This window comes from Streptomyces flavofungini (assembly GCF_030388665.1).
Classification (GTDB): Bacteria; Actinomycetota; Actinomycetes; order Streptomycetales; family Streptomycetaceae; genus Streptomyces; species Streptomyces flavofungini_A.
The window spans coordinates 6198538-6214240 of the sequence record NZ_CP128846.1 but is presented as its reverse complement, the minus strand read 5'-3'; the positions used below and the strand labels follow the sequence as shown (position 1 = coordinate 6214240).

Here is a 15703-nt window from a genome sequence, read left to right as displayed (position 1 = left end):
GGGCGGCGCTGCGGTGTTCTCGGCGAACGCCCCTGCGCGGGGCCGTCCCTACTCCGGCGCCGTCGCGGCGGCAGGTGCGGCGTCCCCTGAACGATCGGGACGATCGGCCGGGGCGGCCATGTCTGCCTCGCGGTCGGGCGCGAGCGGGTCGGTCACCGTGCCGGTCTCTTCATCGAAAAGCCCCTGCGCCAGCCTGGTCACCGCTGCGGGGACCGGCGGCGCCAGGTCGGCCACAGCTCGGAGACCGGACAGGACGTCGTCGGGTCGGACGGCAGGTGTCACGTGCCGCACAACCAGCCGCAGTATCGCACAGGGCTTGTCGGTCGGCCTATCGGCGCGGGAGGCGAGTGCCTCCGGGCCGAGCGTGTCGAGGCTGACGACGGCCGCGCGGGCGTCGAAGGTCCGCATGCCGTTCTTCGTGCGGCGCTGGACCTCGACGGTCTCGGCGGCGCGGAAGGCGGCGGCGGCACGGTCGGCCGCCTCGGGCTCCACGCCGTCCAGACGCAGCTCCCACACGGAGGCGGTGAGCCGGTCGGCGAGACCCGAGGTGCGGGCCTCGACGGCGTCGGTGATGTCGAGGCCTTCGGGCAGTGACTCGTCGAGCAGCGCCCACAGGGTGCGCGGGTCGCGGGGCTCGGTGAGGGCGATCTCCAGATACTCGGCCTCGCTGCCCGTGCCGGTGGGTGCGGCATTGGCGTACGACACCTTCGGGTGCGGGGTGAAGCCCGCCGAGTACGCCATGGGCACCTCGGCGCGGCGCAGCGCCCGCTCGAAGGCGCGCTGGAAGTCACGGTGGCTGGTGAACCGGAGGCGGCCGCGCTTGGTGTAGCGCAGTCGGATGCGCTGCACCGCGGGTGCGGGCGGCGGGCCTTCGGGCTGTCGCTTGCCCAGGGGAACTTCTCCTCGTGTACGCGGCCCGTGCCGCCGTCCCCGCTTCGGTGGGGAGTGCGTCCGGGCTGGCGCTTGCCGTGTGTCGTGGTCCGGATCGTCCCTGCGGCCGCAAGAACATTTCACGCCGGACCCTCGCCTCAGAATACGCGCTTCACGGCCGCAGGTTTCCGTCGGCCTCGTGGCCCCGTGTGACGGGCACCTTCTCGCGCGGCGGGCCGAAGAGCAGCCGCCGGACGTCGGCGCGGGCCGCGCGCACGCTGTCACGGACGGATCCCAGCGCCTGCCTCGTCGCGCGCCCCACCGCCCGCGCCGCCGCGGCGCCGGGCCGCCACACCAGATCGCGGACGGCGTGCCCGGCCGGGGTGAGGACGGTCCGGTACAGCCAGCGCGCGGGGCTCACGAAGATCCACCGAAGGAGCTGCCCGAAGAACCGCCACACGGCCCGCGACAGATGCCCGGCGACCCGCCACGCGTGCCCGAGCGCGTCCCCGATCTCGCGCCCCACGACAGCGACACCTCGCCCGATCGGCGCGAGCACCCACCGCCACACCGCCACGGCGGGCACCACGAAGATCCACCGCAGCAGCGTCCAGAGGACGAGCCCGATGCCCCGGAGCAGCCACAGGAACCCGGCGGCGACACCGAGCGCCGCCCAGGCGACGGCGTGCCCGATCGGCGTGAGCACACGGGTGTACGTCCATACGGCGGGCACCACGAACAGCATCCGCAGCAGCCACCGCACACCGCGCCCGACCGCCGAGGCCCCCGCGCCGACCCCCCGCGCGGCCCAGGCGAGCGCGCGCCCCACGGGCGTCAGGACGTACCGGTACAGCCAGACCGCGGGCACGACGAGCAGCACGTGCAGGAGCCGGCCGAGACCGAGGCCGACCGGTACGACCACATACCGCCACAGACCCACCCAGGGCCAGACGAACAGACACTTGCCGAGGAACAGACCGGCCGCCGCGAGCCCCCGGCCCACCGGGGCGAGGACGTACGTCCACAGCGCGCCGAGGGGCCGCAGCACGAGGGTGCGCCCCAGCCAGGCCAGCGCGCGGCCTGCGGGCCGCAGCGCGGTGTCGAGCAGGAAGCGCCCGGCCACCACGAGCGCGTCCCAGACCAGGCGCACCGGCAGCACGACCACCAGGGCGACGATCCGCACCGGCAGCCGGACGGCGACCACGAGACAGCCCTCCGCCTGCGCGGGGGCCTGTCTCGGTGCGGGCTGCGGCGCGGGGGCCGCCGGGTGCTGCGCGGCCTGCTCCACCGGAGGTGTCGCGGGCCGTTTCTCCAGGTCCATGTGGTGCTAGACGCGCGCGGGGCCGTCCCGGCTCCCGATTTCGGCAACCGCCTCACACTCGGCCCACGCGGCCCGCTCGGCCTACTCGACGGCGATGCCGTAGTCCGGCAGGAGCTGCTCCAGGCCGCCGGTGTAACCCTTGCCGCCGAGCACGAAGTCCCAGTCGCCGCCCGCCCTGCGCCGGAACGAGCCGAGGACCAGGGCGGTCTCTCCCGCCCTGCCCTCGGAGACGTCGAGCGTGCCGAGCTCGGTCAGGGAGGGGTCGAGGAGCCGGATGCGGGCGTCGGTGAAGCCCGACAGATCCGCGTGCGGGTTGGCCTCGGGGTCGACGGCGGCGACGAGGGCGAGCCGGTCGGCGGCGGCGGGCAGCGACTCGAAGGCGACGCGCACCGCGGCCTTGTCCGGCGGGCTCGCGGGCTCCGCGCGCACCGAACCGTCCGGGGTCCGCTCGTTGTTGAAGAACACGAAGTGGTCGTCGCTCAGGACGCGGTTGCCCGCGCAGACGAGGGCGCAGACGTCCACGGCGACCGTGCCGGACCAGGACATGCCGAGGACGTTGTAGTCGCCGACGTCGTCCCGCCGGGGCGCGGGCGCCGGGGGCGGCGCGGGGGTCGCGGGCGCGCGCTCGCCGAGGCGGCCGGAGAGTCCGTGGCGGTGCAGCAGGTCGACCAGTTCGGGACCCGATATCAGCTCAAGGGGCTTGCCGTTGGCGAAGGTGTACGAGCCGGGGCCGAAGCCCGACGTGGTGACGAGGACGCCCTTGTTGGCGCCGCGGTCCTGCACGGTGCCGTACAGATCGCGGACGGCCGTCGGCGGGACGGTGTTGCGGTAGCGCTTCACCTGGACGACGATCTTGCCGCCGCGGATCGGGGTGGGGTCGAGGGCGTCGACGTCCACGCCGCCGTCGTTCGAGCGCTGCGTCATCACCGCCTGCATGCCCATGGCCCGGAACAGCTCGGCGACCAGGGACTCGAACACGATCGGGTCCATCTCCCGCAGATCCGGCTCCTCGCCCGCGCCGCCGTGGCTCGCGATGTGCTGGCCCACGTCGTCCGGTCTGCGCACGGGCCGCACCGGCGAGAGCTGGTCGGGCCGCGCCGCCAACTGGCCCCTGAGGCCCTCGGTCAGACAGCTGACCGGGTCCACCTGCTCCAGGCGGAGGTCGGCGAAGGTGGCGCGCTCGGCCATGACCGAGGCCAGGACGATGTGCGTCCGTACTCCCGTCGCCGGATCGTGGTCGTCGACGAACCCGTTCAGCGCCACGGATGCGAGGGCGCCGTGCTCGTCCGCCGCGAACAGGTCGTGCAGGACGAGGAGCACGCACTGGGCGACGACGCCGCGGTAGAGCGCCCGGCGCTGGGTCACCGGGCGCGCCGCTTCCTTGTCCTCGTCGGCGCTGACCACGTAGCGCACCGACTTCGCCTCGGGAACGACGTCGTGGCCCGGGAGTTCCCAGTCGAGCACCAGCTGGCGCGACGCCGGGTCGTAGGCCGCGGCGACCTGCCGCGGGAAGCCCTCGGGCCAGGCCGTCGAGGCGTACAGGGCGGCGGTGAAGTACTCGACGACGGCCTCCGCGTCGCCGCTCCTGACGCCCGCGACGACCTCGGCGATGCCCGCGTTGTGGCGGCGCACCTCCGCGAGGTGGCCGGTCACCCAGGCGTCGTACTGGCGCCGCAGGTCCGCCAGTTGCTGCTGCCGCCGGGTCTCGGCGGCCTGCGCCGCGTTCCAGTCGTACTCGAAGCGGGCACGCGCCTGCGCCTGCGCCTGGGCGCGGCGGCCCGGCGTCCAACCGCCGTGCGCCTGATAGAGGTTCGGGTCCGGCATGGCCACCGGCACCCCGAGCTGTCCGGCCGAGAACGGCTGCACGTCCTCGGCCCGCGTCAGGGCCGCCGCCCGGAAGGCGGGGGCGCGGCAGCCGGCCGCTAACAGCCCCTGCAGGGCCGCCACGCGCGCGTCGAGTTCCTGGGTCCGGCGGCGGGCCTCCGCCTGGCGGTACTCGCGGTAGTCCCGCTCCATCCGGCGCTGTTCGGCACGGGCCCGCCGCTCCTGCTCCCGGCGGCTGCGGGCCTCGGCCTCCAGCTGGCGTTGCTGCTGCCGCTGGACCTCGGCCCAGACACCGACAAGACCACTCGAGCGACGACTCATGCGTGCAGGCCCTCCCCAGGACGCCGACCTCTCCCACAACCGCCGATCGGCCCTCCAACCAGCGGTTATGAGATGACTTTAGCCAGCATCCCGCGCCGCGCCCACGGCGCCGGGGGGTCTCACTTCGTGGCGGGCGTCTTCACCGACAGCGGCAGCAACTTCTTGCCCGTCGGCCCCACTTGGATCTCCGTCTGCATGGCGGGGCACACCCCGCAGTCGAAGCACGGGGTCCAGCGGCAGTCGTCGACCTCGGTCTCGTCGAGCGCGTCCTGCCAGTCCTCCCAGAGCCAGTCCTTGTCGAGGCCGGAGTCCAGGTGGTCCCAGGGCAGCACCTCTTCGTAGGTGCGCTCACGGGTGGTGTACCAGTCGACGTCGAGACCGACCTCGGGCAGCGTCTTGTCGGCACACCGCATCCAGCGTTCGTAGCTGAAGTGCTCGCGCCAGCCGTCGAAGCGGCCGCCGTCCTCGTAGACGGCGCGGATCACGGCGCCGAGGCGGCGGTCGCCGCGGGAGAGCAGGCCCTCGACGATGCCGGGCTTGCCGTCGTGGTACCGGAAGCCGATGGAGCGGCCGTACTTCTTGTCGCCGCGGATCTTGTCGCGGAGCTTCTCCAGGCGGGCGTCGGTCTCCGCGGCGGAGAGCTGCGGGGCCCACTGGAAGGGCGTGTGCGGCTTGGGCACGAAGCCGCCGATGGAGACCGTGCAGCGGATGTCGTTGGAGCCGGAGACCTCGCGGCCCTTCTGGATGACGTTCATCGCCATGTCGGCGATCTGCAGGACGTCCTCGTCGGTCTCGGTGGGCAGACCGCACATGAAGTACAGCTTCACCTGGCGCCAGCCGTTGCCGTAGGCGGTGGCGACGGTGCGGATCAGGTCCTCTTCGCTGACCATCTTGTTGATGACCTTGCGCATGCGCTCGCTGCCGCCCTCGGGGGCGAAGGTGAGGCCGGAGCGGCGGCCGTTGCGGGTCAGCTCGTTGGCCAGGTCGACGTTGAAGGCGTCCACGCGGGTGGAGGGGAGGGACAGGCCGATCTTGTCCTCCTCGTACCGGTCGGCGAGGCCCTTGGCGACGTCCGCGATCTCCGTGTGGTCCGCGGAGGACAGCGACAGCAGGCCGACCTCCTCGAAGCCGGTCGCCTTCAGCCCCTTCTCGACCATCTCGCCGATGCCCGTGATGGAGCGCTCGCGCACCGGGCGGGTGATCATGCCCGCCTGGCAGAAGCGGCAGCCGCGCGTGCAGCCGCGGAAGATCTCCACCGACATGCGCTCGTGCACCGTCTCGGCGAGCGGCACCAGCGGCTGCTTCGGGTAGGGCCACTCGTCGAGGTCCATGACCGTGTGCTTGGACACGCGCCACGGGACACCGGACCTGTTCGGTACGACGCGGCCGATGCGGCCGTCCGGCAGGTACTCCACGTCGTAGAACGCCGGGATGTACACGCCGCCGGTCCTCGCGAGGCGGAACAGGACCTCCTCGCGGCCACCGGGGCGGCCCTCGGCCTTCCAGGCGCGGATGATCTCCGTCATGTCGAGCACGGCCTGCTCGCCGTCACCGATGACCGCCGCGTCGATGAACTCGGCGATCGGCTCGGGGTTGAAGGCGGCGTGGCCGCCCGCGAGCACGATCGGGTCGTCGATGCCGCGGTCCTTGGACTCCAGCGGGATGCCCGCGAGGTCGAGGGCGGTCAGCATGTTCGTGTAGCCGAGCTCCGTGGAGAAGGACAGGCCGAACACGTCGAAGGCGCCCACGGGCCGGTGCGAGTCCACGGTGAACTGCGGGACCTTGTGCTCGCGCATCAGCTCCTCGAGGTCCGGCCAGACGCTGTACGTGCGCTCGGCGAGGACGCCGTCCCGCTCGTTCAGGACCTCGTAAAGGATCATGACGCCCTGATTGGGCAGACCGACCTCGTACGCGTCCGGGTACATGAGCGCCCAGCGGACGTCGCAGGCGTCCCACTCCTTGACCGTGGAGTTGAGCTCACCGCCCACGTACTGGATCGGCTTCTGCACATGCGGGAGCAGGGCTTCGAGCTGCGGGAAAACCGACTCGACAGACATCGCTGGACCTTCGTGAGCTGACAGGGGTGACCCTCAAGCCTAACGTGACCCGGGCCCCACCCCGTACCTCGATCGGCCGACCCCCTAGCCGCCGAGCGCCGCCCGTGCCTTCGGCCGCGACGCGCGCTCCCACACGCCCACCAGCTCCCGCTCCCGGGTCGCCGCGACCGCCTCCTCACGGCCGTACAGCAGGCCCCACACGAACGCGCTCTCCCCCGCCGCGTGCGCCTGGATCGCCAGGTCACGCAGGGTCCCACGGGCCACGACCGAGTCCTGGTGGTCGCCGAGCACCTTCTGCACGGCCTTCATCCGCTTGGCGAAGCGGGCCGCGGGCTTGCCGAGGGCCGGGGTCGCCGCCTCGCCCGCGTACCGGGCGCGCTTCGCGGCCTTGCGGGCCTCGTGCATCGCCAGGTCCCGGTCGGTGCCGGGGTCCAGGGCGAGCGCGTGGCCGACCCGGGTCGCGAGGCGGTCGTAGTCCTTCAGGACCGCCTTCGGCAGGGCCTCGGCCACGGCGGCGCCCGCGGCCTTGCGGAGCGGAGGGTCGGCCAGGAGGGCGTCCAGGCTGTCGAGCAGCGCGAGGTAGCGCTTGCTGTCCAGGACGGCGACCGTCTTGCGGCGCGAGCCCGCGCGGCCCGCCACCGCCCACCGGCGCAGCCTGCCGCGGACCGGGCCGAGCAGGAGCGTGCGCGGGACGTCCGTCAGGGCGGCCGTCAGGCGTTCGGTGAGGACCTCGCGGTCGCGGTCCACACCCAGCTCGGCGGCCAGCCACTTCAGCTCCTCGCCGATCGGGTCCGTGACCGTGCGGTCGAGGATCTTTGCGTACGTCTTGAAGGCGCTGCGGGTGCGGCGGGTCGCCACCCGCATCTGGTGGACGGAGTCGGGGAGGTCCTGGCGGACCGCGGGGTCCAGCTCCAGCAGGGCGTCGCGCTGCTCGCGGAGGTACGCGAGGACTTGGGCGCCCGCGGTGTCGGGCCTCAGCTCGGGCACGGCGGCTGCTTCCGGCGGGGTCCCCGTGTCGGCCAGGGCCCGTGCCAGCTTCGACTTGGATGTCGACCTCCGCACCCCCGCCTTGCGGAGTCTCTTCTCCACCTTGTCCAGGAGGCGGGGGTCGCCGTTCGGGGCCAGTTCGACCTCGATCTCCGTCCAGGAGGCGGTGGCCGTGGCGCCGTCGAGGCGGTCGGCGCGGACGCCGTCGACGCTGACCTCGGCGAGGAGGGTGCCGTCGGCGTCGACCAGGTGGCGCAGGTCGCGGGCGGAGCGGAGGCGGACGACGGGGGTGAGGTCGGCGTCGCGGACGCGGGAGCGGACCAGGCCGATCAGGGCGCGCGGCACGCCGTCGGACAGGGGGGCGTGCAGCTCGTCGCGGGCGCCCTCGATCTCGGGCACGGGCAGTTTCAGGTGCCAGCCCGCGTCGTTTCCGCCGGTGCGGCGGCGCAGCGTGATGGAGGCCGTGGCGAGGCGCTGGTCGGCGGTGTCGTAGTACACCGCGTCCAGGTCGGCGACGCCTTTGTCGATGACGTCGGCCACCCCGGCGACCCCCCTGAGGTCGGGGAGGTCGCCGGCGGCGTCGGCGTCGTACTTCCGCTCGATCTCGCGTTCGCGCTTCGTGTCCGCCATGAACCGAATCTAGACGCGATCGGCCGACTTGGGCAGACCCCGGCCGCTACGCCGACAGCGGTCTTTCCACCTTGATCGACTGGAGGAGGCCCACGGCCAGCCAGACCGCGAACATGGATGTGCCTCCGTACGACACGAACGGCAGGGGCAGGCCCGCGACCGGCATGATGCCGAGCGTCATGCCGATGTTCTCGAAGGCCTGGAAGGCGAACCAGGCGATGATCCCGGCGGCGACGACCGTGCCGTACAGCTCGGTCGTCTCGCGGGCGATGCGGCAGGCGCGCCAGAGGACGACGCCGAGCAGCAGCAGGATGGCGCCCGCGCCGACGAAGCCCAGTTCCTCACCGGCGACCGTGAAGACGAAGTCCGTCTGCTGTTCGGGGACGAACTGGCCGGTGGTCTGGGAGCCCTTGGTGAGGCCGGTGCCGGTGAGGCCGCCGGAGCCGATCGCGATGCGGGCCTGGTTGGTGTTGTAGCCGACGCCCGCCGGGTCGAGGGCGGGGTTGGCGAAGGCCGCGAATCGGGCGATCTGGTAGTCGTCGAGGACGCCGAGCTGCCATATGGCGACGCCGCCGAGCGCGCCGGCGCCGAGCAGGCCGAAGACCCAGCGGTTGGAGGCGCCGGAGGCGAGCAGCACGCCGAGCACGATCATCACCATGACCATGACCGAGCCGAGGTCCGGCATCAGCAGGACGATCAGTATCGGGACGGTGGCGAGGCCGAGCGCCTGGACCACCGTGCGGTGGTCGGGGCGGTCCTTGTCGCCCGCGTCGACGCGGGCCGCGAGGAGCATCGCCATGCCCAGGATGATGGTGATCTTGACGAACTCGGAGGGCTGCAGCGAGAACCCGGCGATCACGATCCAGGCGTGCGCGCCGTTGATGGTCGCGCCGAGCGGGGTGAGCACGAGCAGCACCATGAAGACCGAGACGCCGTAGAGGATCGGCACGGCCGTGCGCAGGTTGCGGTGGCCGAGCCAGACCGTGGCGGTCATCAGGGCAAGCCCGATGCCGATGTTCACGACGTGCTTGATCAGGAAGGCGTACGGGTCGTCGCCGACGAGTTCCGTGCGGTTGCGGGTCGCCGAGTAGACGAGCGCGGAGCCGATCACGGAGAGCGCGAGGGCGGCGAGCAGCATCACCCAGTCGAGCCTGCGCAGTATCGAGTCGCGGGCGAACAGGCGGGAGAGCGTGGAGCGCTCGGGGCCGTAGCCCGAGACGGAGAAACCACCGGTGCCGGTCACGGACTAGTCACGCCTCCCGGCGGCCGGGGGCCCGGCCAGTTGGGTCTGCTCGTTCGGCGGCTTCGGCTTCCCGGGCTTGTACGGCTTGATCTTCGGGGCGTCGATGGAGCCGTCGGCCTCGATCTTGGGCAGGGACTTCTGGGGCTCGGGCAGCAGGGCCTTCTTCAGGTCCTGGTTGCCCTCCTCGTCCAGGCCGTAGATCGCGTCGTAGATCTTGCGGACGGCGGGCCCGGAGGCACCGGAGCCCGTACCGCCCTGGGAGATCGTCATCACGATCGAGTAGTCCTTGGTGTACGTCGCGAACCACGACGTCGTCTGCTTGCCGTAGACCTCGGCCGTACCCGTCTTGGCGTGCATCGGGATCTTGTCCTGGGGCCAGCCGCCGAAGCGCCAGGCGGCGGTGCCCTTGGTCGCGACGTCCGCGAGGGCACCGTCTATGTCCTTGCGCAGCGCCGCGTCCATGGGGAGCTTGCCGTGGGCCTTGGGCTTGATCTCCTCGACGTGCTTGCCGTCGCCGCTGATGATCGCCTTGCCGACGGTGGGGTTGTAGAGGGTGCCGCCGTTGGCGATGGCCGCATAGATGGTGGCCATCTGGATCGGCGTGACGAGGGTGTCGCCCTGGCCGATGGAGTAGTTGACGGAGTCACCCGCGCGCATCTTCATGCCTTCGAGACAGTTCTCGTAGGCGATGCGCTCGGCGTACTCGCCGCCCTTCTTGCCCTGCTTGCACCAGGCGTCCTTGTTGGCGCCCCAGTAGTCCTTCTTCCACTGCCGGTCGGGGACGCGGCCGCTGACCTCGTTGGGCAGGTCGACACCGGTCTCCTTGCCGAGGCCGAACTGGTGGGCGGTCTTGTAGAACCAGTCCTTGGCGTCCTTCTTCGGCTTGTTGCCGCCGTCCTTGCGCCACTCGTCGTGCGCCAGCTTGTAGTAGACGGTGTCGCAGGACACCTCCAGGGCCTGGCCGAGGGTGATGGAGCCGTGGCCCTGGGACTCGAAGTTCTTGAAGACCTGGCCGCCGATCGAGTACGAGCTGGGGCACGGGTAGCGGCCGTTGAACTCGTAGCCCGCGTTGACGGCGGCGGTGGTCGGGATGACCTTGAAGATCGAGCCGGGGGCTGCCTGGCCCTGGATGGCGCGGTTGAGCAGCGGGTAGTTGGACTTCTTCCCGGTCAGGCGGGCGTAGTCCTTGCCGGAGATGCCGCCGACCCAGGCGTTCGGGTCGTAGGTGGGGTTGGAGGCCATGGAGACGATGCGGCCGGTCTTGTTCTCCATGACGACGACGGCGCCCGCGTCGGCCTTGTAGTTCTCGCCCGTGTTGTCGTCGAACTCGTCGCGGGCCTTCTTCATCGCGTCGTTCAGCCAGTACTCGGACACGGCCTGGACACGGGCGTCGATGCTGGTGACGACGTTCGAGCCGGGCTTGGCCCGGTCGGAGTCGGCCTTCCCTATCACCCGGCCGAGGTTGTCGACCTCGTAGCGGGTGACACCGGCCTTGCCGCGCAGCTGCTTGTCGTAGGTGCGCTCGAGGCCGGAGCGGCCGACCTGGTCGGAGCGCAGGTAGGGCGAGTCGGAGTCCTTGGCCTTGTTGATCTCGTCGTCGGTGACGGGCGAGAGGTAGCCGAGGACCTGCGCGGTGTTGGACTTGCCGGGCGCGGGGTAGCGGCGCACGGCGGTGGGCTCGGCGGTGATGCCGGGGAAGTCCTCGGAGCGCTCCCGGATCTGCAGGGCCTGCTTGGGCGTGGCCTCGTCGGTGATCGGGATGGGCTGGTAGGGCGAGCCGTTCCAGCAGGGCTGGGGCGTCTTGGAGTCGCAGAGGCGGACCTTGTCGGCGACGTCCTTGGGGGTCATGTCGAGGACCCCGGCGAGCTTGTCGAGGACGGCCTTGCCGTCGTCCTTCATCTTCATCAGGTCCGTGCGGGACGCGGAGACGACGAGCCGGGTCTGGTTGTCGGCGATGGGCACGCCGCGGGCGTCGAGGATCGCGCCGCGCACGGCGGGCTGGACGACCTGCTGGACGTGGTTGCCCGAGGCCTCCTCGGCGTACTCGGCGCCGTTGCGGACCTGGAGGTACCACAGGCGGCCGCCGAGGGTGAGGAGCAGCGAGACGACGAGGATCTGGATGATCACGAGGCGGACCTGGACGCGCGGGGTGCGTCCGGTCTCCGGAATGTTGGTCACTGCCGCGCCCCTCCCCTTCCGTCCCTTCCGTCCCTTCCGTACGTCGGTGTGCTTGCGCTCACAGGCGCTTGACCCCCTTGATGCGTCCGGCGCGGGCCACCCGGGCCTTGGCCGCCTTCATGCGCAGTCCGCTGCCGCGCTGGCTGCCGATGCTCAGGCCGGTGCCGGAGGAGAGCCAGCCGGAGGAGACGTCGGCGGCCTTGGCGTTGGCGCCGGTCTCCCCGAGCGGGTCGTTCTCGGCACGCCGGGCGAGGGCGATGATCAGCGGGATGGTGAACGGCGCGAGCAGCAGGTCGTACAGGGCGGCCGTGAAGAGCAGGCCGCCGAGGCCCACGTGGCGGGCCGCGTCGTCGCCGACGAGGGCGCCGACGCCCGCGTACAGGAGCGTGGAGCCGACGGCGGCGCTGACCACGACGACGAGCGGGCCGCTGGCCGAGCGCAGCCGGCCGGTCTCGGGCTTGGCCAGGCCGGCCAGGTAGCCGATGACGCACAGGACCAGGGCGTAGCGCCCGGCGGCGTGGTCGGCGGGCGGGGCGAGGTCGGTGAGCAGGCCCGCGCCGAAGCCGATGAGGGCGCCGCCGGTGTGGCCGTAGACGAGGGCCAGGGCGAGGACGGTGAGCAGCACCAGGTCGGGGACGGCGCCGGGCAGCTGGAGCCGGGCGAGGACGCTGACCTGGATGACGAGGGCGACGACGACGAGGGTGCTGGAGAGCAGGATCCGGTTGAAGCGCATGGGGTGTCAGTGCTCCTACTGCTCGTTGCCGTTGGCTGCGCCGTCGGCCGGGGGCTGCCCGGGCGGCGTGGCCGTGACCGTGACCGTGGGCGCGGGTTTCGGCTTGGCGGGCTTGGGCGGCAGGACCGTGTCGCGGGGGTCCTCGCGGGGGGCCTCGACGACGACGCCGACGACGTCGAGCTTGGTGAAGCCGACGTAGGGGCGGACGAAGACGTTGCGGGTGAGGTCGCCGCCGGAGGGGTCGACGCGGACGACCTCGCCGACGGGGACGCCCGGCACGAACGGCTTGTCGGCCTGGGAGCCGAAGGTCACCAGGCGGTCGCCCTTCTTGACCTTGGCCTTGCCGTTGAGCAGTTGGACGCGCAGCGGGCGGTCGCCCTGGCCGGAGGCGAAGCCGAGCTCGTCGGTCTTCTCCATGCGGGTGCCGACGGTGAAGTCGGGGTCGTTGGCGAGCAGTACGGTGGCGGTGGAGGGGCCGACGGTGGTGACGCGGCCGACCAGGCCGTCGCCGTTGAGCACCGTCATGTCGCGCTTCAGGCCGTCGTTCGCGCCGGCGTCGATGGTGACCGTCCAGGAGAAGCCCTGGGCCGCTCCTATGCCGATGACCTCCGCGCCCTTGATGCCGTACTGTCCGGCGCCGGCCTTCTTCAGCATCGAGTCGAGCTGGGCGACGCGGCTGCGGTTGCGGTCGTCGCTGCCGAGTTTGGCTTTCAACGCGGCGTTCTGGCGCTCCAGTTCGGCGATGCGGTCGTGCCGGTCGCCGGAGTCGCGGACCGCGCCGATGGCGTTGCCGATCGGGTCGACGGCGGACGACATGCCGTCCTCGACCGGGCCGAAAACCGTGGCGGCGGCCTGGCGGGCACCGTCGACCGGCGAGTCCTCGCCGCCGCGGATGTCCACCGTGATCAGAGCGAACGCGATGGCGATCAGCAGCACCAGGAGCAGCCGGCTCTCTCGTGTGTCCCTCACGTGCGGCGGCCGTGCCTTCCTCAAGTCGGAATCGTCGGAGATCTCCCGAACAGACATGGAGATCCACTGAACAGAAATCTATGAAACCGCGAGCAGGCGAGTGCTCGCGGAATTGTGGGTTCTCTCAGTGTTGCGTCTATATCAACGATCCGCCGCACGAGATGGCAGGCACTCGTACGGCGGACATCGTCGTGTCACATCATCTGCGCGGCTGGGCGTCCAGCACCTGCTGGAGGGCCTCGAACTCCTCGACGCACTTGCCGGAGCCGAGCGCCACGCTGTCCAGCGGGTCCTCGGCGATGTGGATCGGCATGCCGGTCTCGCGGCGCAGGCGCTCGTCCAGGCCGCGGAGCAGGGCGCCGCCGCCGGTCAGGACGATGCCGCGGTCCATGACGTCGCCGGAGAGCTCGGGCGGGCACTTGTCGAGGGTCGTCTTGACCGCGTCGACGATGGCGTTGACGGGCTCCTCGATGGCCTTGCGGACCTCGGCGGCGGAGATCACGACGGTCTTGGGCAGACCGGAGACCAGGTCGCGGCCGCGGATCTCGGTGTGCTCGTCGGCGTCCATGTCGTACGCGGAGCCGATGGTGATCTTGATCTGCTCGGCGGTGCGCTCGCCGAGGAGGAGGGAGTACTCCTTCTTGATGTGCTGGATGATCGCGTTGTCCAGCTCGTCCCCGGCCACCCGGATGGACTGTGCCGTGACGATTCCGCCGAGGCTGATGACGGCGACCTCGGTGGTGCCGCCGCCGATGTCCACCACCATGTTGCCGGTGGCCTCGTGGACCGGCAGGCCCGAGCCGATCGCGGCGGCCATGGGCTCCTCGATGATGTGCACCTGACGGGCACCGGCCTGCGAGGAGGCCTCGATGACCGCGCGGCGCTCGACGCCGGTGATGCCGGAGGGCACGCAGACCACGACGCGCGGGCGGGCCAGATAGCGACGCTTGTGGATCTTCAGGATGAAGTAGCGCAGCATCCGCTCGGTGATCTCGAAGTCGGCGATGACGCCGTCCTTCAGCGGGCGCACGGCGACGATGTTGCCGGGCGTGCGCCCGATCATCTTCTTCGCTTCGGCGCCGACCGCGAGGATGCCGCCGGTGTTGGTGTTGATCGCGACGACGGACGGTTCGTTGAGCACGATCCCCCGACCCCTGACGTACACCAGCGTGTTGGCGGTCCCGAGGTCGACAGCCATGTCACGGCCGATGAACGACATGTTGTTCCCCATGAGGATGCGTCTGGCCTTCCCTAGTGGAGCGTGTGATGGCTTGTTAGGTAGGCGAGGTGGGTGCTGAGTGGCGTGGAGGCTTCCATCGTAGTCTCGCCCGCACGGACACGGCGCGAGGGTCTGCGCCATTGTCAGCAGATGATGAGCCGCCCCGCTTCTGGAGACGTGCCATCAGGGGCACGGGTTCCCCCAATCGGGCCGCATATGCCAAGGGACGGCCGGATCCCTCCGGCCGTCCCGGCCTTGTGCGAGGCCCCTCACGGGCTTCTTTGCCGACCGTGTGTCCACGGACGCGCGTCAAGGAATCCTGATGGAGTACGGCGGGATTCCTGACGCCTCGGCGGCCGCTCGCGCGGCGCCTTCGGCCACCGCTCAGACGGCGGCCGGGAAGAAGATCTTCAGCTCGCGCTCGGCGGACTCCGCGGAGTCGGAGGCGTGGATCAGGTTCTCGCGCACGATCACGCCGAAGTCGCCGCGGATGGAGCCGGGCGCGGCGGCGATCGGGTCGGTCGGCCCGGCGAGGGCGCGCACGCCCTCGATGACCCGCTCGCCCTCGACCACGAGGGCGACGACGGGGCCGGAGGACATGAAGGCCACCAGCGGCTCGTAGAACGGCTTGCCCTGGTGCTCGCCGTAGTGCTGCTCCAGCGTCGCCTGGTCGAGCGAGCGCAGTTCGAGCGCGGTGATGGTCCAGCCCGCCTTGCGCTCGATGCGGCCGATGATCTCGCCCACCAGTCCTCGGCGGACGGCGTCGGGCTTGAGGAGGACGAGAGTGCGCTCGCTCATGGTGTGCGGCTCCAAGAGGTGTTCATGACGTCACGTGGGATGGCCCGCACGATACCGGGGCGGCTACAGAGGGTGGCCATCGGGTGCGCGAGGGGTGGGAAAAGCCCGTCGTGGGGTCCCCCTGCTCCTTGAGAGCTTGGGGGAGATTGAGGACGAGCGCGCAGCGCGATCAGGGGGGCGCCGGGGCCCGGTCAGCCCCCGGCGACCTCGCCCTGCTCGGCCGCCGCGGCGAACCGCGCCTTGGCCTCGTCGATCTTCCGGCCGAAGTGCACCGACGCCCACCACAGGGCGGCGAACATCGCGCCCATGAAGAACATCATCGGGACCACGACGCCGCTGGCGATCAGCGCGATCTGCAGCGCCCAGCCGAGCTGGACACCACCGGGCCGGGTGACCATGCCGCACAGCAGGACGGACAGCGCCATGGCGATGCCGCAGACCGTCCAGACCGTACTCATCTCCAGGTCCGGGTCCTTCATGGCGACGAGACCGGCGAAGCCGATGACGAAGAACTCGCCGATCAGCGTCGACGAACAGAGCGTACGCACAGCGG

At 71.3% G+C, this 15703-nt stretch carries 12 protein-coding genes; all 12 read right to left on the bottom strand.

All coding sequences use genetic code 11. The annotated features are described in order from the left end of the window. Positions 1-48 precede the first annotated feature (48 nt). Positions 49-849, bottom strand: a complete 801-nt coding sequence (locus QUY26_RS26380; protein ID WP_289950819.1) for a TIGR03936 family radical SAM-associated protein — start codon at positions 847-849, stop codon at positions 49-51. Between the two features lie 193 nt (positions 850-1042). Beyond that, positions 1043-2191, bottom strand: coding sequence for a hypothetical protein (locus tag QUY26_RS26375; RefSeq protein WP_289950817.1), 1149 nt, complete (start codon positions 2189-2191; stop codon positions 1043-1045). Positions 2192-2272: 81 nt separating this feature from the next. Continuing rightward, the gene (locus QUY26_RS26370; RefSeq protein WP_289950815.1) at positions 2273-4336 is read right to left on the bottom strand and encodes a restriction endonuclease; all 2064 of its coding nucleotides are present in this window, start codon (positions 4334-4336) and stop codon (positions 2273-2275) included. A 119-nt stretch (positions 4337-4455) separates the two neighbouring features. Next, positions 4456-6393 (bottom strand): TIGR03960 family B12-binding radical SAM protein, encoded by a 1938-nt coding sequence (locus QUY26_RS26365; protein WP_289950813.1) that lies wholly within the window; start codon positions 6391-6393, stop codon positions 4456-4458. Positions 6394-6477: 84 nt separating this feature from the next. Beyond that, positions 6478-8010 (bottom strand): CYTH and CHAD domain-containing protein, encoded by a 1533-nt coding sequence (locus QUY26_RS26360; protein ID WP_289950811.1) that lies wholly within the window; start codon positions 8008-8010, stop codon positions 6478-6480. Positions 8011-8056: 46 nt separating this feature from the next. Further along, positions 8057-9253, bottom strand: coding sequence for a rod shape-determining protein RodA (gene rodA, locus QUY26_RS26355; protein ID WP_289950810.1), 1197 nt, complete (start codon positions 9251-9253; stop codon positions 8057-8059). 3 nt (positions 9254-9256) lie between these two features. After that, positions 9257-11431 (bottom strand): penicillin-binding protein 2, encoded by a 2175-nt coding sequence (gene mrdA / locus QUY26_RS26350; protein ID WP_289950808.1) that lies wholly within the window; start codon positions 11429-11431, stop codon positions 9257-9259. 58 nt (positions 11432-11489) lie between these two features. Next, a complete protein-coding gene (mreD, locus tag QUY26_RS26345) occupies positions 11490-12164 on the bottom strand; it encodes a rod shape-determining protein MreD (protein WP_289950806.1) in 675 nt (224 codons plus the stop codon). A 15-nt stretch (positions 12165-12179) separates the two neighbouring features. Beyond that, positions 12180-13133, bottom strand: a complete 954-nt coding sequence (gene mreC, locus QUY26_RS26340) for a rod shape-determining protein MreC (RefSeq protein ID WP_289950805.1) — start codon at positions 13131-13133, stop codon at positions 12180-12182. A 199-nt stretch (positions 13134-13332) separates the two neighbouring features. Beyond that, entirely contained in the window at positions 13333-14352 is a 1020-nt protein-coding gene (locus QUY26_RS26335; protein ID WP_030362602.1) for a rod shape-determining protein, read from the bottom strand. 384 nt (positions 14353-14736) lie between these two features. After that, complete coding sequence (gene ndk, locus QUY26_RS26330) at positions 14737-15150, bottom strand: nucleoside-diphosphate kinase (RefSeq protein WP_289950804.1); 414 nt, start codon at positions 15148-15150, stop codon at positions 14737-14739. Between the two features lie 191 nt (positions 15151-15341). After that, a complete protein-coding gene (locus tag QUY26_RS26325; RefSeq protein WP_289950801.1) occupies positions 15342-15698 on the bottom strand; it encodes a DUF4233 domain-containing protein in 357 nt (118 codons plus the stop codon). Positions 15699-15703: the final 5 nt, after the last annotated feature.